The 17,551-nt window shown below is 41.9% G+C and carries 16 protein-coding genes; all 16 read left to right on the top strand.

The genetic code is table 11. From position 1 onward, the window contains the following. Nucleotides 1–83 precede the first annotated feature (83 nt). Entirely contained in the window at nt 84–1,220 is a 1,137-nt protein-coding gene (gene hemW / locus RsY01_RS00175) for a radical SAM family heme chaperone HemW (RefSeq protein WP_094783550.1), read from the top strand. Between the two features lie 31 nt (nt 1,221–1,251). Next, nucleotides 1,252–2,073 (top strand): glycoside hydrolase family 25 protein, encoded by an 822-nt coding sequence (locus RsY01_RS00170; RefSeq protein ID WP_238594923.1) that lies wholly within the window; start codon nt 1,252–1,254, stop codon nt 2,071–2,073. An 84-nt stretch (nt 2,074–2,157) separates the two neighbouring features. Further along, nucleotides 2,158–2,883 (top strand): acyl-ACP thioesterase domain-containing protein, encoded by a 726-nt coding sequence (locus RsY01_RS00165; protein ID WP_094783548.1) that lies wholly within the window; start codon nt 2,158–2,160, stop codon nt 2,881–2,883. A 1-nt stretch (nt 2,884) separates the two neighbouring features. Further along, nucleotides 2,885–3,649, top strand: a complete 765-nt coding sequence (locus tag RsY01_RS00160; RefSeq protein ID WP_094783547.1) for a TIGR01457 family HAD-type hydrolase — start codon at nt 2,885–2,887, stop codon at nt 3,647–3,649. Nucleotides 3,650–3,658: 9 nt separating this feature from the next. After that, nucleotides 3,659–4,279: a TIGR01906 family membrane protein gene (locus tag RsY01_RS00155; protein ID WP_094783546.1), complete on the top strand. Its 621-nt coding sequence runs from the start codon at nt 3,659–3,661 to the stop codon at nt 4,277–4,279. Continuing rightward, nucleotides 4,266–5,159 (top strand): RNase adapter RapZ, encoded by an 894-nt coding sequence (gene rapZ / locus RsY01_RS00150; protein WP_094783545.1) that lies wholly within the window; start codon nt 4,266–4,268, stop codon nt 5,157–5,159. The genes RsY01_RS00155 and rapZ overlap by 14 nt, the downstream gene beginning before the upstream one ends. Then, on the top strand, nt 5,156–6,133 hold the full coding sequence (locus tag RsY01_RS00145) for a YvcK family protein (RefSeq protein ID WP_094783544.1): 978 nt from the start codon (nt 5,156–5,158) through the stop codon (nt 6,131–6,133). The genes rapZ and RsY01_RS00145 overlap by 4 nt, the downstream gene beginning before the upstream one ends. Then, nucleotides 6,130–7,035, top strand: coding sequence for a DNA-binding protein WhiA (whiA, locus tag RsY01_RS00140; RefSeq protein WP_094783543.1), 906 nt, complete (start codon nt 6,130–6,132; stop codon nt 7,033–7,035). Before RsY01_RS00145 ends, whiA begins: the two co-directional genes overlap by 4 nt. Before the next feature lie 163 nt (nt 7,036–7,198). Then, nucleotides 7,199–8,524 (top strand): citrate/2-methylcitrate synthase, encoded by a 1,326-nt coding sequence (locus RsY01_RS00135; protein ID WP_094783542.1) that lies wholly within the window; start codon nt 7,199–7,201, stop codon nt 8,522–8,524. Then, on the top strand, nt 8,521–11,130 hold the full coding sequence (acnA, locus tag RsY01_RS00130) for an aconitate hydratase AcnA (protein WP_094783541.1): 2,610 nt from the start codon (nt 8,521–8,523) through the stop codon (nt 11,128–11,130). Before RsY01_RS00135 ends, acnA begins: the two co-directional genes overlap by 4 nt. Next, complete coding sequence (gene icd, locus RsY01_RS00125) at nt 11,117–12,349, top strand: NADP-dependent isocitrate dehydrogenase (protein ID WP_094783540.1); 1,233 nt, start codon at nt 11,117–11,119, stop codon at nt 12,347–12,349. Before acnA ends, icd begins: the two co-directional genes overlap by 14 nt. Before the next feature lie 129 nt (nt 12,350–12,478). Continuing rightward, on the top strand, nt 12,479–12,841 hold the full coding sequence (locus RsY01_RS00120; RefSeq protein WP_094783539.1) for a CidA/LrgA family protein: 363 nt from the start codon (nt 12,479–12,481) through the stop codon (nt 12,839–12,841). Beyond that, a complete protein-coding gene (locus RsY01_RS00115; RefSeq protein WP_094783538.1) occupies nt 12,838–13,533 on the top strand; it encodes an LrgB family protein in 696 nt (231 codons plus the stop codon). Before RsY01_RS00120 ends, RsY01_RS00115 begins: the two co-directional genes overlap by 4 nt. Nucleotides 13,534–13,606: 73 nt before the next feature. Further along, nucleotides 13,607–14,401, top strand: coding sequence for a MurR/RpiR family transcriptional regulator (locus tag RsY01_RS00110; RefSeq protein WP_094783537.1), 795 nt, complete (start codon nt 13,607–13,609; stop codon nt 14,399–14,401). A gap of 385 nt (nt 14,402–14,786) precedes the next feature. Continuing rightward, complete coding sequence (locus tag RsY01_RS00105; protein ID WP_094783536.1) at nt 14,787–16,145, top strand: PTS sugar transporter subunit IIC; 1,359 nt, start codon at nt 14,787–14,789, stop codon at nt 16,143–16,145. Nucleotides 16,146–16,209: 64 nt separating this feature from the next. After that, nucleotides 16,210–17,547: a PTS sugar transporter subunit IIC gene (locus tag RsY01_RS00100; protein WP_094783535.1), complete on the top strand. Its 1,338-nt coding sequence runs from the start codon at nt 16,210–16,212 to the stop codon at nt 17,545–17,547. Nucleotides 17,548–17,551: the final 4 nt, after the last annotated feature.

Raw genomic sequence — 17,551 nt, 5'->3', positions numbered from 1 at the left:
TCTCAAACTTGACATGCTTTCTCAAAAAACGCATAATGAACTTTGAGACTTGTTCTATACCAAGAAGAAATGAAAGAATATCAATGAAAAAAGCGCCTTACCAACCCACCTCAGCCTATGTCCACATTCCCTTTTGTACGCAAATTTGTTACTATTGTGATTTTGCCAAGGTTTATATCAAAAATCAACCCGTCGACGCCTATATCACAGCACTTTTAGCGGAGGTTGCGGCTGAAAATATCAGGGAACTCAACACACTCTATATCGGTGGTGGGACGCCAACGGCGCTATCTGCTGAGCAACTTGACAGACTGCTATCTGGCTTGACACAGCATCTTGATTTAAGCAAACTCCAAGAATTTACCGTGGAGGCTAATCCTGGCGATTTGTCAGATGAGAAAATTGCCGTCCTCAAAAAAAATCAGGTCAACCGAGTGTCGCTAGGCGTGCAGACGTTTAATGATAAACTGCTCAAAAAAATTGGTCGCAGTCACAGTGCGCAAGATGTTTTTGACAATGTGGCAAAACTTCGAGCAGCAGGCTTTAACAATATTACAATCGATCTGATTTACGCCCTACCCGGTCAGACCATGGCTGATGTTAAACAAGACATCAAACATATTCTGAGTTTAAATCTTCCTCATGTTGCCTTATATTCACTGATTCTTGAAAACCACACCATTTTCATGAATAAAATGCGTCGTGGTCGCCTTGATTTGCCGAGTGAAGATACCGATTTCGAGATGTATAACTACATTATCGATAGCCTTGAGGCTGCGGGCTATGACCATTATGAGATTTCGAATTTCGGGAAAACCGGCTACGAAAGCGCGCATAATCTCATGTACTGGGATAACGCTGAGTACTATGGTTTTGGCGCTGGGGCGAGCGGTTATGTCAATGGTGTTCGCTATAAGAACCATGTGCCGATTCACCATTATCTGGAACATGCGGACAAACAAGCTGTCGAAGAAAAGCTCACGCAGAAAGAGCAAATGGCAGAAGAATTGTTTTTGGGGCTACGGAAGAAATCGGGCGTGAATACCAAACAGTTTTCTGAAAAATTTAATCAAGATTTCGAGGTGATTTATGGTCAAATCGTCGCAAATTTGATAGAAAAGCAACTGCTTGAACAATCAGGAGACTATATTTTCATGACCCGGCAGGGGCTAATGCTTGGCAATAGTGTATTTGAGGCGTTTATACTAGACGATGAGTAGAAAATTTTGATATAATGGAACAATGAATATGATGCGAAAACATTTAAAACCGCCAGGTTTTTTGCTGGCCATCATTTTGTCACTTGCCCTCGCCACGTTTTTTGTTAAGCTAAATATCACAAAAAATGATACGGCTAAAGATGATACTACTAAAAATGATACGGTGACCAAGGTTTCACTTGACCACGGGATCAACCTCAACAAACCCATCATTGATATTTCTGGTTGGCAATTGCCGTCAGAGATGGATTACGATACCTTGTCGCAACAAATCAATGGTGTCATTGTGCGTGTGCAGCATGGCATTAGTATGAAGAAAAAAAATAATGCGGCGGATCAAAATGGCAAAGACAAGGCCATGGATACCCACATTCAAGAGTTTCAAAAGCGCAATGTCCCCGTTGCGGTTTATGCTTTTGTCAATGGTACATCTAACGCAGAAATGCGACAAGAAGCCAAGAAATTTTATGAACGTGCTGAGAAATATAAACCTACTTATTGGTGGTTAGATGTCGAAGAAGTGACGATGAAGCAAAATTTCAATCAGGGGATTGAAGCTTTTCGAGACGAATTGGCTAAGCTCGGCGCGAAAAATATCGGCATTTACACCCAAGATTGGTTTGTCACAGCCAATCAATTAGATGTGACACCTTTTAGCAGTGTCTGGTTGGCGCATTACGGCGGGAATACGGGCTATTGGGATGCATCGCCTAATACGACCATCCCTTATGACTTGCATCAGTACACTGATAAAGGTCGGCTGAACGGGTTTAATGGTAGCTTAGACTTTAATCGCGTCGCAAATATTGAAGATTATAATAAGCTCTTTAATCATGGGCAACTGGTCAAATAAATTGAGCGTAATTCACTTAAAGATAGTTAAAGATAAACTACTCACAAAACGCCATTTTGGGCGTTTTTTTGGTAAAATAAAGGTATGCTAACTTACACGAAAAAATATACTGTGCCCTATTATGAAAGTGATGCCAATGGCAATATGAAACTGCCGAGCCTTTTCAATATTGCCTTGCAAGTTTCTGGTGAACAATCGCATAGTCTTGGGGTCAGTGATGACTGGTTAAAAGAGACCTATCACTACGGTTGGGTGGTCGTTGAGTACGAGGTAACCATTCATCGTCTGCCGAGATTTAGCGAAGTGATGACGATTGCAACCTTTGCTAGATCTTATAATAAATTTTTCTGCTACCGAGATTTTGTTTTTTATGCTGAAAATGGGGATGAACTTCTAACGATACATTCAACTTTTGTCTTGATTGACATTGAGAGCCGAAAGGTCGTTCATGTCGAAAATGAGATTGTCGCCCCTTATCAGTCTGAGAAAATAGCGAAGATTATCCGTGGTCACAAGTACACGGCTTTGTCTGCTACGACCCTCGAAAAGGACTATCATGTGCGGTTCAATGACATTGACCAAAATGACCATGTCAATAATAGTAAGTATTTTGATTGGATGACGGATGTCTTGGGCTATGATTTTTTGAGCAGCCATGTGCCGTCGAAAATTCACTTGAAATACAGCAAGGAAGTGCTTTATGGCGCAACCGTGACATCACGTGTGGACTTAGTGGGACTGCAGTCCTTTCACGATATTGCATCGGAAGGCAAGCATGCTCAGGCTGAGATGACTTGGAGAGAAAAATAAGATGACTAACTATAAAGGTTATTTGATTGATTTAGATGGCACGATTTATCTTGGCGAAGACCGGATTGAGGCAGGCACGCGATTTGTCAAACGCCTACAAGAAAAGAATATGCCCCATTTATTTGTGACCAATAATACGACGAAAACACCGGCGCAAGTCCAGGCACGGTTAGCAGAAAAATTTGGCATCACGACGTCTGAGGCAACGATTTATACAGCGACTTTGGCAACCTTAGCCTATATGGATGATATGGCGAAAGGCAAGACAGCCTATGTGATTGGCGAGTCTGGTCTGAAGTCGGCAATCTACGCCAGCTACCAACGGGATACTGAAAATCCTGCCTATGTAGTCGTCGGACTGGATAATGATTTGACTTATGAAAAATTGACCTTAGCTACGCTTGCCATTGCCAAAGGTGCCATGTTTATCGGGACCAATCCTGATTTAAACATTCCAACAGAACGTGGTCTTTTACCTGGTGCGGGTAGTCTCAATAAATTACTGGAAGTTGCGACACGGGTCAAACCGATTTTTATCGGTAAACCAAACGCCATTATCATGAACAAAGCAGTTGAGCGGATTGGCATTGCCCGTCGTGAGTTGCTGATGGTTGGGGATAATTACCTGACCGATATTCGTGCCGGTATTGATAATGACCTTGACACCTTGCTCGTGACGACTGGCTTTACAAGACCAGAAGAAGTCCCTAACTTGCCGATTGCACCGACACACGTTGTCGCAACGCTTGATGAGTGGATGATATGAGTGACCCTTATGAAAGCTAAAGTTTACTTTTTGCTCACGATGATTTGGTCAATCGCAGTAAGTGCCAGTTTAACGATTTTGGCTGCTATTCCTTTATTTCACAGCTTAATCACTATCTTTAAATTACCAGAGCTGACCTATCTCAGTCCAAAAACGATTAGCTATAATTTTAATCGATTGATGAGCTACTTACTCAATCCAATGGTTAAAAATTTAGACATGCCTGATTTTAAGAGTTCGCAAGCTGGACTGAAACACTTTGCTGATGTTAAGCTACTTTTTCTATTAGCCTTGCTTGTTACAGTGGTTTTGCTTGTACCAGCTATCAACTTTATCAAGAAAAAGCGTTATAGCCAGTTTTATCAAGGGATAAAAATTTGTTTACTGATACCGATTTTGCTCGCAGTTGTCGCTTTATTTGGTGGATTTGAGTCGATTTTCATTAGTTTTCATCAAATCTTTTTCCGAGATAGCACTTGGCTGTTTGATCCCGCAACGGATCCAATTATTAATATCTTACCTGAAACCTATTTCATGCTATGTTTCATGATTTTCGGCGTGATTTATCTAGCATTTTGGTGTGTTTTATGGCTTAAAACGAAAAGGAGTTTTTCAAATGCAAAAAATTAATTTAGTGATTATCACAGGCATGAGCGGTGCCGGTAAAACGGTCGCCATTCAGTCTTTTGAAGACATGGGCTACTTTACGATTGACAATATGCCAGCTAATTTGATTGAGAAATTTATCAGTTTATTGACGACTTCTGAAAGTGGTGATATTGATAAGGTAGCAATGGTAGTGGACATGCGGAGCCGTAGCTTTTTTGACGCCTTATCTGACATTGTCAATGACCTATCAGATAATCCACAGGTCGATTTTAGGCTGCTCTTTTTAGACAGTTCTGACGAGGAATTGGTGGCGCGCTATAAAGAAACACGGCGCAGTCACCCGCTTTCAGAAGACGGTCGTGTCTTGGACGGCATCATGCGTGAACGTGAATTGTTATTGCCGCTCAAATCATTCTCCCAAAATGTGATTGATACAACAGAATTAACGCCCCGAAATCTACGCTCGCAAATGACCCAACAATTTGCCACAGAAAATACCAAAGCACCGTTTAGAATTGAAGTCATGAGTTTTGGTTTCAAATACGGGTTGCCATTGGATGCCGACCTAGTATTTGATGTGAGATTTTTACCCAATCCGCACTATGTCCCAGAATTGCGGAATCAAACAGGACTTGACGATGCTGTTTACCATTATGTTATGGATGCGCCAGAATCTGAGGAGTTTTACACCAACTTGATGACCATGCTCAATCCGATTATCCCTGGCTATGAAAAAGAAGGTAAATCTGTTTTAGTGATTGCGATAGGCTGTACGGGCGGTCAACACCGAAGTGTCGCCTTTGCCAAACGTATTTCAGATGAATTAGCAAGCAAAGACTGGTTGGTCAATCTCAGCCATCGCGACAAAGACAGAAGAAAGGAGACGGTGAACCGCTCATGAGAAAGAAAAAAATTGTTGTCATCGGCGGCGGAACAGGCATTCCAGTCATTTTAGACTCTTTACGAAAAGAAGATGTTGAGTTGACGGCGATTGTGACAGTGGCTGATGACGGCGGCAGTTCTGGTAAACTCAGAGGCACGCTAGACATTGCCCCGCCAGGTGATTTGCGTAATGTCCTAGTCGCTATGAGCGATATGCCAAGCGTTTACGGGCAAATTTTTCAGTATCGTTTTAAAGATACTGACGGGCCACTTAGTGGTCACCCGATTGGTAATCTCGTGATTGCGGGCGTTTCTGAGATGCAAGGCTCGACCTATAATGCCCTTAAAATTTTATCTAAATTTTTCCATGTTCAAGGTCGTATCCTGCCGTCAAGCGAATCAGCTCTGACCTTACACGCCGTTTTTAAAGATAAAACAGAAATCGTTGGCGAAAGCCGGATTGCAGATTATCCCGGAACAATCGACCATGTCTATGTGACCAATACTTGTAATGACGAACAGCCAACCGCATCACGCCATGTGGTCAATGCCATTATGGCGGCAGATATGATTGTCATGGGACCTGGTAGTCTTTTCACGTCTATCTTGCCGAATGTGGTTATTCCTGAAATTCGTGAGGCACTGGTGAGAACGCTAGCGCAAGTCGTCTATGTCTGTAATATCATGACCCAGCGTGGCGAAACAGAGAATTTTACTGACGCTGATCACGTTAGAATTTTACATGAACACGTTGGCGTGCCCTTCATTGACACCGTTTTGGTTAATGTTGAGACCGTTCCAGACGCCTACATGAATACCAATAAATTCGATGAATATCTGGTTCAAGTGACGCATGATTTTGGTGGCTTACAGGCAGAAGAAGTGCGCGTGATTTCGGCGAATTTTCTGAAATTAGTAGATGGCGGTGCCTTTCATAATGGCGATGCCGTCACAGAAGAAATCATGCGCATCAGTGAGCGTCGCAGTCAATGAGTTTTTCATCGGATGTTAAGAAAGAATTGACCCAGCTGCGAGTTACAGATGGCGTTATCATTGCGCTGATTCGGATGAATGGCGTGCTGGGCATTTCAAATGGTTTGAGCCTCTCTGTCACGACTGAAAATGCGACAACAGCACGTTTTATTTATGCGACTTTATCAGATGAATACGGCATCAAATCCGAAATCAAGACACATCAAAAAACGACCCTGTCTAAAAATCGGGTTTATACTTTGATGGTCAAAGATAAGGTGTCAGAAGTTTTAGATCGTTTCGAGTTAGCTGACAGTCTCTTGCTGGATCATGGCGTTCCCGACAGTGTTAAATTCGATGAAAAAAAAGCCATCGGTTATCTGCGTGGCGCTTTCTTGAGCAGTGGCAGTGTGACCAATCCTGAAAATGGTAAGTATCATCTGGAAATCGCCTCTTATTACGAGGAACATGCGTCAGACTTGCAGTATTTACTAGAAAATTTTGGCATCAAAAGCAAGCTTATCGCTCGAAAAACGCGTGTCATGACTTATTTGTCAAATTCTGAGATGATTATCGATTTTCTCAGCCTAATTGGCGCCAACGCCGCACGGTTTAAGTATGAAGACGCCAAAATCGTCCGCGACATGCGCAACACCGCTAATCGTCAGACTAATTTTGAGGCTGCCAATATCGGTAAAACAGTCAACGCAGCCCAATCAGCGATTGAGGACATTAAATTCTTACAAAGTCAGGACAAATTACCGGATAATCTACGAGAGATTGCAGTGGCTAGGATTGCGCATCCCGATGCAACGATTGTTGAGCTAGGGCAAAAATTAGCGATACCTTTAGGCAAATCAGGCGTCAATCATCGCCTCAGAAAAATTAAAGCATTAGCCAATCAACTTCGTCAGACACTCTGATGAAGTTTTTTGATACCTGATTAGCAGCAGAAATAAAATACGAACAATTATAATAAAAAGCGAAATAAAATGCTGGCAAAAACTTGTCAAACTGTTTAAAATGAATTATAATAAGGCAATATCAAAATTTTCAGAAGATTCATTCGAAAGGTTGATTCCTACTATGAGTAACTATACAGAAAAGATTAAAAAAAATTCGATTATTCCATTTGAATTTTATCAAAAATTTGATGTCAAAAAAGGTCTCCGTGATCTCAATGGTAAAGGTGTTTTAGCTGGTCTGACGAATATTTCAGCCATCCACTCTTTTGATGCCAATGGCGATCCCATGCCTGGCATTTTGGAATATCGTGCCATCAATATTAAAGATATTTCATCGCATCTCAAAGCGGAAAACAGATTTGGTTTTGAAGAGATTACCTACCTGCTCCTTTTTGGTGAACTACCGACATCTGACGAACTGACAGCATTTACCCAGTTACTGGCAGCAAAACGGCAGTTGCCAGAAGACTTTGTGCGGGACATTATTTTGGAAGCGACATCTTGTGACATCATGAATTCGATTAGCCGAAGTATTTTGACTTTGGCGACTTTTGATGCTCAGGCGAGTGACATGACGCTGGAAAATGTCTTAGACCAATCGCTTTGCTTGATTGCTAATTTTCCATTACTGGCAATCTATGCCTATCAGGCTTACAATCATTACGAAAATGGTGAAAGTCTCTATATCCACTATCCAGATGAAAACTTGACGACAGCGCAAAATATTTTGCGTCTCTTGCGCCCAGATAAGCAGTTTACAGACATCGAAGCCAAAGTTTTGGATTTAGCTTTGATTTTGCACATGGAGCATGGCGGTGGAAATAACTCGACCTTCACGACGCACGTTGTGACCAGCTCTGGCACGGATACGTATGCCTCAGTCGTCGCTTCTTTATCCAGCCTTAAAGGGGCGAAACATGGTGGTGCTAATATCCAAGTCTCGAAAATGTTGGATGACATTTGGCATCATCTTGATAATCCATGTGATGAAGCAGAAATTTCTGAGTATTTACGTAAAATTTTGAACAAAGAAGCCTTTGATAAACAGGGCTTGATTTACGGGATGGGGCATGCCATTTATTCCATTTCTGATCCGCGGGCAGAAGTCCTCAAATCTTACGTCCAAGAGCTTGCCGAAGAAAAAGGCTTGCATGACGAATATGATTTTTATAAAAAAATTGAACAACTTGCACCGCAAGTTATCGCTCAAGAACGGAATATCTATAAGGGCGTATCGGCCAATGTCGACTTTTATAGTGGCTTTGTCTACAAAATGTTAGGTCTCCCTGAGGAGCTTTTCACGCCTTTATTTGCCATCGCGCGGATTGTCGGTTGGAGTGCCCACCGTATGGAAGAAATGCTGAATATGAATAAAATTATCCGACCGGCTTATGAAAGTGTACTAAAGACGAAAAACTATATAAAATTAGAGGATAGGAACGCATGACATCGAAAAATTATAAGAAAACGTTGACAGTTAATGGGACTGATTACAGCTATTTTGATATTCAAGCTGCTATTGAAAAGATTGAGTTGCTGCCTTATTCTTTGCGGATTTTAACAGAGGGCATTCTCCGAAATTTTGATGGTGTCAAATTTACCTCAGAACATTTGGAAAAGTTACAGCGCTATGATGGTCAAACATTAGATTCGGGTGAAATTCCTTTCAAGCCTAGCCGTGTCATCCTGCAAGATTTTACGGGTGTACCAGCAGTTGTGGATCTCGCTGCCATGCGCGATTCAGTTAAAAAATTAGGCGGTCAGCCTGAGTTGATTAATCCGGAAGTCTCTGTTGATTTGGTCATTGACCATTCCCTCCAAGTGGATTGTTCGGGTTCAGAGCAAGCGCTACAATTTAATGCCAAACGAGAGTTTGAACGCAACGGCGAGCGTTATGAATTTCTCAAATGGGCGACAGAGTCTTTTGAAAACTTCCGAGTTGTCCCACCTGCAACAGGGATTATTCACCAAGTCAATATCGAATATCTGTCAGACGTTGTCAGTGTAAAGGACGGCGTCTTACTGCCAGATACGGTTTTCGGAACAGATAGCCACACGACTATGATTAATGGGCTTGGCGTTCTGGGTTGGGGTGTCGGTGGGATTGAAGCTGAGGCTGCTATTTTGGGCGAAGCCTCTTATTTCCCGATGCCTGAAGTGATTGGCGTGCGCTTTGTCGGCAAGCTTAATCCCCTTGCAACAGCCACCGACTTAGCCTTGACGATGACGAAAATTCTCCGCGACCAAAATGTTGTGGGTAAATTTGTTGAGTATTTTGGACCAGGTCTTGCTAGTTTAACCCTTGCAGACCGTGCCACGGTTGCCAATATGGCACCAGAATACGGGGCAACCTGTGGCTTCTTCCCGATTGACGATGAAACGCTGAATTATTTAACCAATACTAATCGAGATGAAAAATTAGTGACCCTAGTTGAAACCTACGCCAAAGCTAATCATTTGTTTTACGATGCCACAAAAGAAGCGGCTTACAACCAAGTCATCGAAGTTGACTTGGCAACGATTGAAACCTATCTATCCGGCCCTAAACGTCCGCAAGACTTGATTGCTTTAGGACAAATGGCCTCTGAATTTAAGACCTTTTCAAAAGACCTTGCGACTACCCCACCTAAAGCTGACACCCTCATGCAAGAAGGCGACATCGCGATTGCCGCCATTACCTCTTGTACCAACACCAGTAATCCCTATGTGATGATGATGGCGGGACTTTTAGCCAAAAATGCCGTGGCGAAAGGCTTGACCGTCCCGCAAACAGTCAAAACATCACTGGCGCCTGGCTCCAAAGTCGTGACCGCCTACCTCGAAAATGCCGGTTTACTAGCCCCTCTCGCCAGCCTCGGTTTTGATGTCGTTGGCTATGGCTGTACGACCTGCATCGGAAACTCAGGCCCCCTTGCTGACGACGTATCTGAAGCGATTATCGACCAAGACGTGCTCGTGACATCGGTGCTGTCCGGCAACCGAAACTTTGAGGGCCGCATCCACCCTCTTGTCAAAGCCAACTACTTGGCTAGTCCACCCCTCGTTGTGGCTTACGCCATTGCGGGCAATGTCAAAAAAGACTTGACGACGGAGCCGCTAGGCGCGGACCAAGATGGTCAGGCTGTTTACCTCAAAGATATTATGCCCGACTATGAAACCGTTAAGGCAGAAGTGGATAAATATGTCACACGTGAGCTCTATGAAACCTACTATGCCCATGTTTTTGATGCCAATGACGCCTGGAATGACATCACATCATCAAAATCTGAAACTTATGATTGGGATGACCACTCAACTTATGTGGCCAATCCGCCCTATTTTGACGGTTTAAGTTTAGCTGACAATGCTAGTCATGCCCCACTCACGAATTTACGTGTTTTGGCAAAATTTGGCGATTCTGTCACAACAGACCACATCAGCCCTGCTGGTAACATTGCCATGAAATCACCAGCAGGAGAATTTCTCGCTGCAGCAGGCGTTGAACCGCGTGATTTTAACTCCTATGGTAGCCGACGTGGGAATGATAAAGTCATGACACGTGGGACATTTGCTAATATTCGCATTAAAAATCAATTGACACCCGGCATTGAAGGTGGCGTGACCAAATACGGTGAAGACGTGCTACCGATTTACGATGCAGCCATGAAATACAAGGCAGACGGGACATCGCTTGTCGTGTTAGCTGGTAAAGACTATGGGATGGGGTCATCTCGTGACTGGGCAGCTAAAGGGACGAATCTTTTAGGGGTTAAAGTCGTCATTGCTGAAAGTTTTGAGCGGATTCACCGCAGTAATCTCGCCATGATGGGCTTGATTCCACTGCAATTTTTAGCTGGTGAAACCGCAGATAGTCTTGGTTTGACAGGTTTTGAAAGCTATAGCTTTGATTTCCCTGAAAAACCAGAAATCGGTCAACTGATTACAGTTCAGGCAGACGACAAAACATTCCAAGCAAAATTACGTTTTGACTCGCAAGCTGATTTAGAATACTATGAAAATGGTGGTATCTTGCAAATGGTAATTAAGAAAAAGGTGTTAGATGACAAAGATTGAAATGATTGACGGGAAGTTAAACGTTCCCAATCATCCTGAAATTCCTTATATAACTGGCGATGGTGTGGGGATTGATATTTCCCCTGCCATGATTGAAGTGGTGGATAGAGCAGTCGAAAAGACTTATGCTGGCGAGAAAAAAATTATTTGGCAGGAATTGCTGGCGGGTGAAAGAGCTTTTGAGACAACGGGGGATTATTTACCCGAAGCGACACTGGCGAGCCTGACAGACAACCTCATTGCCATCAAAGGCCCCTTGATGACACCAATTGGCGGTGGTTTCCGTAGTTTGAATGTGACCTTGCGTCAAAATTTTGATCTCTTTGCCAATGTTCGCCCAGTGGCTTATTTCACGGGTGTTGACTCGCCTGTTAAGCGTCCTGAAAATGTGAATATGACGATTTTTCGTGAGAATACAGAGGATATTTACGCTGGGATTGAGTTTGAAAGTGAAAGTGCAGACGCCCGTCGTTTAATTGAGATTTTAAAGGCTGACTTTGGCATCAATAAAATCCGTTTTGACAAGACTTCCGCCATTGGCATCAAACCTGTGTCGCCAGATGGGACAAAACGCTTGGTTCGAGCAGCCTTCGACCATGCAATTGCCAATGGCAAGACACGCTTGACGCTTGTTCATAAAGGCAATATCATGAAATTTACCGAGGGTGGCTTTAAGAAATGGGGCTATGAAGTCGCAAGTGAGTATCCGACTTTCACGGTGGATGCCTTTAACCAAATTAAGGCGCAAGATGGGATTGAGGCAGCTAAAGCTGCGAAAAATCAAGCTTTAGCTGACGGTAAAATCTATGTCGATGATGCCATTGCGGATAATTTCCTGCAACAAATCTTGCTCAATCCGTCAGACTATCAAGTGGTCGCTACGCTTAATCTGAATGGCGACTATATTTCGGATGCCTTAGCGGCACAAGTTGGCGGCATCGGCATTTCACCAGGTGCCAATATCAACTTTATCACGGGCCACGCGATTTTTGAGGCGACGCATGGCACAGCGCCAGATATTGCAGGTCTTGGGCTTGCTAATCCCTCAAGTTTGATTTTATCAAGTGTGATGATGCTTGAGTTTATGGGCTGGGGAGAAGCTGCGACGCTTGTCAAGTCGGCACTGGCCAAAGCTATCGCAAGTGGTCAGACGACGCGCGATTTAGGCGGACAGTTGACAACAGCTGACTTTACGCAAGCGATTATTGCCAATCTTTGATTTGTAGATATTGTAAAAAATCTGAAACTAGTCAGATTTTTTATTTGTGAGAAAATCAAGATTTTTCCTGTAATTTTCAGAAAAAAACGCTATAATAAGTTTATCTACCAGAAAGGTCGCATTGCTACAATGAAAATTTATTTTCAGTTCATGTATATCCTCTTATTTTCGATGATTGGAGAAATTTTATCCACGGGTCTTAATCTTCCGATTCCAGGTTCGATTATTGGGATGATTTTATTATTTTTAGCCCTTAAATTTCGAGTCATCAGACTTCGTCAAATATATGATGCCGGTCAATTCATGATTGAAAATATGACCATTTTATTTTTGCCAGCAGGTGTCGGCATCATGAGCCACTGGGATGCCATTTCCAAGTATTGGTGGCAGATTATTGTGATTACAGTGCTTGCGATTGTTGTCAATATCGCCGTTATTGGCTTTGTGACACAGTTTGTCAAACATCGTTTTGAGGGGGATTATAAAAAATGAAAGAAGTTGTCGCCAATCCATTATTTGGTCTGACCCTGTCTATTTTAGCTTATTTTATCGCGGCGCAAATCCATAAAAAATGGACAAACCCAGCAACGACACCATTATTATTAGCGGTTATCATGATTATTATTTTTCTAAAAGCTACTGGCATTTCTTATAGGGATTACTATGTCGGCGGCTCTTACCTCAATACCTTGATTGTACCCTCAACTGTGGCTTTAGGCATACCGCTATTCCAAGCTTTTAAACTCATGAAATTCCATGCGCGCAGCATTATCGCAGGTGTTGCCATCGGTGCTATCGTCAATACGACCTTAACAGCACTCCTCGCCAAAGCCTTTGGCATGAAGTTTTTCCTTGCCATTAGTCTCTTTCCTAAATCTGTCACCACCGCCATGGCCATCGGGATTACCAGTAAAATGGGGGGGATGATAACGATTACCCTTGTTGTTGTTGTGGCGACTGGGATTTTAACCTCAGTTATCGGGCCTGTGTTGCTTGATTTATTTGGGATTAAGGATCGGGTGGCGAAAGGTGTGGCGCTGGGAGGCACGGGGCATGCCATTGGAACAGGTGCAGCCATGCAGTTAGGGCAAATTGAAGGCGCCATGGCAGGTCTATCTATCGGCGTGACAGGGATTATGTACGTGATTGTTAGCCCCATGATTGCGGCGATTATTTTGAAATGATGAGTGGTGTGAAGATTGCAAATTACAGCTTAAAATGTTAGGATTTAGATAAATATAAAGAGAAAGATATATCATGAATTATAAAGAACGTTTGAGTTTAAATTATAGTGGTTTGACACCAACGGATAAAATCATCACAACAGCAGTCATCAAGCAACCTGAATTATTTTTAACCCACACCATTCAGCAAGTGACGGACAAGATAAATGTGTCCCCAGCAGCCATGATTCGTTATGTGAAAAAGCTAGGCTATCGGGGTTTCAAGGAATTTATCTTAGCTTTGGAAGCACAAGAAGAAACGGCAGATGCAACTAAGGAAGTTTCAGAAAGTGATACGCTGTTTACCAAGGTTTTAGAAACTTATATGGCGTCGCTTGAGCGCAGTCGCAAGCGAGCTTATGATTCTGATTTGCGGCAGGTGGCGAACTTGATTTTAGATACTCCACAGGTCAAGGCTATCGGTATTGGGAACTCAGGTTTGCCCGCTGAACAGTTGGTCTATTCACTTTATACCCAAGGCCTTTTTATTGAAGCAGTCACATCGCAAACGCAAATTTATTATTTAAAAGAGGTGTTAGATGCCTCTTATCTGCTGATTATTTACACGGTGAGTGGGATTGATGACTATTATCGTGAAATCATTGAAAACGCCAATCGAGTTGGGGCTAAAACCGTTGTAATCACGCTAAATCCTGAAAGTCAAGCAGCTGAACTTGCCACTATCGAACTGATTTTACCCAATGGCCAAGCGCAGATTTCGGAAAATGGTTCACTTTATCAAGTGGATAATCGTATTTTATTTTTTGTCCTGTCCGAAAGTATCGCTTATTATGTTAAAAATGAGCTGGATCAAAGGCGTGCTAAGTAGCAAAACATAAGAGTGGAGAAACAGTTCTCTGCTTTTTTTCTTTGAAATTTTTTCTGGTTTTAGAAATTTAATAAAATTTATTTCTAAAAAGTGTTGAACATTGAAATTTTTTTTGATAAAATGAACTTAAGGACATGTCAACACAATTTTCGAAAATATTTTATCTTAATTTCACATGATTTTCAAATGCCAAAAGGAGAATTTAATTTTAAGGTCTGATGTCAATAATTATCAAGAAGATTGAATGACATCCAAATCTTGCTTTGAACTAGAACAACAATTTTAAAGGGAGTATCTCTAATGATTTGAAAGCGCTGTCAAATCGTTAGAAAAACTTAACTTTTAAAATTATTTCATCTTGCTAAAAATTAACGGAGGTTACATCATGCGTGACAAAAAAAGTTTTTCGACTGTATTTTCTGATATTGTGGCTAAAATATCAGGAAATCGTTTCTTATTAACACTGCGGGATTCCTTTGTACTCGTATCTGTTACAACGATGATTGCCGGTTTTGCAATCATGATTAATTCAGTATTTTTGGATCCAGCTAATGGGCTCATTTTCTCAAAATCTGGGCTACATATAGGCTCTTTGATTGCAGGTAGCGAGAAAGCATGGCTTGCTAGTGGCTTTGCAAAAAGTCTTTCTAATATTCAAACCATCATCAATTTCATCTCGCAAGGTACCTTGAGTGTTTTTGCCCTCATGCTAGTCATTGTCTTTTCATTTGTGCTATCCCGCAATTTCTTTTCAGATAATTCAGAGCATTTGACGAGTATTCTTTATGCAGTCGCTGCCTTCTTTATCTGTTTACCATGGAACTGGAGCTATGTCAATGGTGATACAACCGTTGACTTAGCAAATGTGGTTAATCCAGCTTTCTTTGGGACACAAGGCGTCTTTTCAGCCCTTCTGGTTGGTGGTGTGGCAGTCTTTTTATACAATAAACTGTTACGAACGAATTTTAAAATCAAATTGCCAGAATCAGTGCCACCAATGGTTGCCTCTAGTTTTGAGAGCTTGTTACCAGGAACTGTGACACTATTGTTCTTCGGTGTTTTAACAGGAATTAGCACAGGCTTCTTTGATTTAACATTACCTGAGCTTTTATTATCATTGCTCCAAAAACCTGCTGAAATGATTTCAGGTACCCCAGCCTTTGCCTTTATTTCACAATTTACATGGTTACTATTCTTCTGGTTCGGGATTCACCCATCCTCTATCTGGGGTGCCATCTTTGGCATGACTTGGAATATTAATGATGTGCAAAATATGGCAGGTGAAGCGCATCATCTCTACTCAACCATGTTTATGAATTTTTCAACGGTTTCTGCTGGAACAATTGCTTTAGCCCCCGTTCTTGCACTTATTCTGGTTAGTCGAAGTGATACTTCAAAGCAGGTTTCTAAAATTGCGCTCATGCCTGCAATCTTCAATATTTCTGAGCCGATTGTCTTTGGTTTGCCACTCGTTTTAAATCCAGTTTACTTGATTCCCATGGTCATTTCACAGCCACTTTGTTTCTTTATCGGCGTCTTCTTTACTAAAATTGGCTTTATTGATGTGATTTCGATGAATGCACCATGGACCATGCCGCCGATTATTTCAGGAATTTTATATACAGGTTCTTTCAAAGGCGCGATTGTCCAAGCCATTTGTCTCACGGTTGCAACGCTCCTCTATATTCCATTTGTTCGAATGGCGGATAAATTAGAGAAACAAAAGCTTGAACTTAAGGCGTAGTTTAAGTTCAAGATTCAACATCTAGATTGATAAAAATATTAAATAGAATACAGAGGAGTTGCAGATGTCAGAAAAGACACATCACGGCATTTTTGATAAATTTCAAAACTTAATGGAAGAAAAAGTCGTACCAGTTGCCAACAAAATTTCCAATCAAACCCATCTCTCAGCGTTGCGTGATGGCTTGACAATTTTAATTCCGTTCACGATTGTCGGCGGGATTGCCTTAATGATTGCTAATCCACCTGTTGATTTAGCAACCATGCACCCGACTAATATTTTCTTTCAGTTTATGATTGCTTGGAAACATTTTGCCGATGCCAATAATGCCTTGTTATCGCTACCGTTTGATTTGAGTATCGGACTCATCTCTGTTTATGTCGTGTCCGGTGTTTCCTATCGTTTGGCGCAAAAACATCAAATGCCCGCCCTTCCCAATGCTTTAACAGCCCTCTTTGTCTTTCTTTTGGTCGCAGCAGTACCAGAAGTAATCAATGAATCAAAATTTCTTGAATTATCAAAACTAGGCTCTGCGTCTATGTTTTCAGCGGTTATTATCGGCATCTTAGTTGTTGAAGTCAACCGTTTCTTGATTAAGAAAAATGTCAAAATTAAGATGCCGGAAGGCATCCCGCCAATGGTTGCAGCACCCTTTGAAATTTTGATTCCTTTGGTGGTCAATACTGTGATATTTGTCGGGATTGATGTCTTATTCAAAAACACGATTGATCACGGCTTGACTGAACTCGTTTTCTTCATCTTTCAACCGCTGATTTCAGCAACGTCTTCATTGCCGTCAATGCTGCTGATTTGTGAATTGACAGTGATTTTCTGGTTCTTCGGTATTCATGGCGATAACATGGTGAGTTTTGTGACGACACCGATTTTCACAGGAAATCTGATTGCCAATCTAGAGGCCTATCAAAATGGCACTGATGTTCCCAATGTCGTCGCAGGGAACTTCACCTTTATCTTCGGGATTGCGATTTGCTATGTGGCGATTATCCTACATCTGAATTTTGTCAATCAACATAAACGTTTACGGTCACTAGGGCGCATGGCAATTCCCTCAACCATGTTCAATATCAATGAACCTCTGGTCTTTGGTGTGCCAACTGTTTTGAATGTTATGACTTTGCTGCCTAGTTTGATCTGTGTATTCATCAATGTTGCAGCAGCCTATATCTTGACAGATATTGGTTTGATTGCTAAAACGACAGTCTCTATTCCTTGGACCTTGCCAGCACCACTTTATGCCATTCTATCGACAATGGATTGGAAAGCAGGTGCCTTATGGTTGATTTTATTAGCCATTAATTTCATCATCTTTATGCCATTTATGAAGAGTTATGAAAAACAAGTTGCATTGGAAGAAGCACAACAAATGAGCGAAACAGTATAAGGAA

It is taken from the genome of Pseudolactococcus reticulitermitis (genome assembly GCF_002260845.1).
GTDB classification, from domain to species: Bacteria; Bacillota; Bacilli; order Lactobacillales; family Streptococcaceae; genus Pseudolactococcus; species Pseudolactococcus reticulitermitis.
The sequence above is the reverse complement of the archived record's forward strand: the minus strand, read 5'-3'. Positions and strand labels throughout refer to the sequence as shown.

What these genes read in the sequence shown, in the direction of transcription:
- hemW (WP_094783550.1), top strand. Translation starts at nt 84, where the DNA reads ATGAAAAAAGCGCCTTACCAACCCACCTCAGCCTATGTCCACATTCCC.
- RsY01_RS00170 (WP_238594923.1), top strand. Translation starts at nt 1,252, where the DNA reads ATGCGAAAACATTTAAAACCGCCAGGTTTTTTGCTGGCCATCATTTTG.
- RsY01_RS00165 (WP_094783548.1), top strand. Translation starts at nt 2,158, where the DNA reads ATGCTAACTTACACGAAAAAATATACTGTGCCCTATTATGAAAGTGAT.
- RsY01_RS00160 (WP_094783547.1), top strand. Translation starts at nt 2,885, where the DNA reads ATGACTAACTATAAAGGTTATTTGATTGATTTAGATGGCACGATTTAT.
- RsY01_RS00155 (WP_094783546.1), top strand. Translation starts at nt 3,659, where the DNA reads ATGAAAGCTAAAGTTTACTTTTTGCTCACGATGATTTGGTCAATCGCA.
- rapZ (WP_094783545.1), top strand. Translation starts at nt 4,266, where the DNA reads ATGCAAAAAATTAATTTAGTGATTATCACAGGCATGAGCGGTGCCGGT.
- RsY01_RS00145 (WP_094783544.1), top strand. Translation starts at nt 5,156, where the DNA reads ATGAGAAAGAAAAAAATTGTTGTCATCGGCGGCGGAACAGGCATTCCA.
- whiA (WP_094783543.1), top strand. Translation starts at nt 6,130, where the DNA reads ATGAGTTTTTCATCGGATGTTAAGAAAGAATTGACCCAGCTGCGAGTT.
- RsY01_RS00135 (WP_094783542.1), top strand. Translation starts at nt 7,199, where the DNA reads ATGAGTAACTATACAGAAAAGATTAAAAAAAATTCGATTATTCCATTT.
- acnA (WP_094783541.1), top strand. Translation starts at nt 8,521, where the DNA reads ATGACATCGAAAAATTATAAGAAAACGTTGACAGTTAATGGGACTGAT.
- icd (WP_094783540.1), top strand. Translation starts at nt 11,117, where the DNA reads ATGACAAAGATTGAAATGATTGACGGGAAGTTAAACGTTCCCAATCAT.
- RsY01_RS00120 (WP_094783539.1), top strand. Translation starts at nt 12,479, where the DNA reads ATGAAAATTTATTTTCAGTTCATGTATATCCTCTTATTTTCGATGATT.
- RsY01_RS00115 (WP_094783538.1), top strand. Translation starts at nt 12,838, where the DNA reads ATGAAAGAAGTTGTCGCCAATCCATTATTTGGTCTGACCCTGTCTATT.
- RsY01_RS00110 (WP_094783537.1), top strand. Translation starts at nt 13,607, where the DNA reads ATGAATTATAAAGAACGTTTGAGTTTAAATTATAGTGGTTTGACACCA.
- RsY01_RS00105 (WP_094783536.1), top strand. Translation starts at nt 14,787, where the DNA reads ATGCGTGACAAAAAAAGTTTTTCGACTGTATTTTCTGATATTGTGGCT.
- RsY01_RS00100 (WP_094783535.1), top strand. Translation starts at nt 16,210, where the DNA reads ATGTCAGAAAAGACACATCACGGCATTTTTGATAAATTTCAAAACTTA.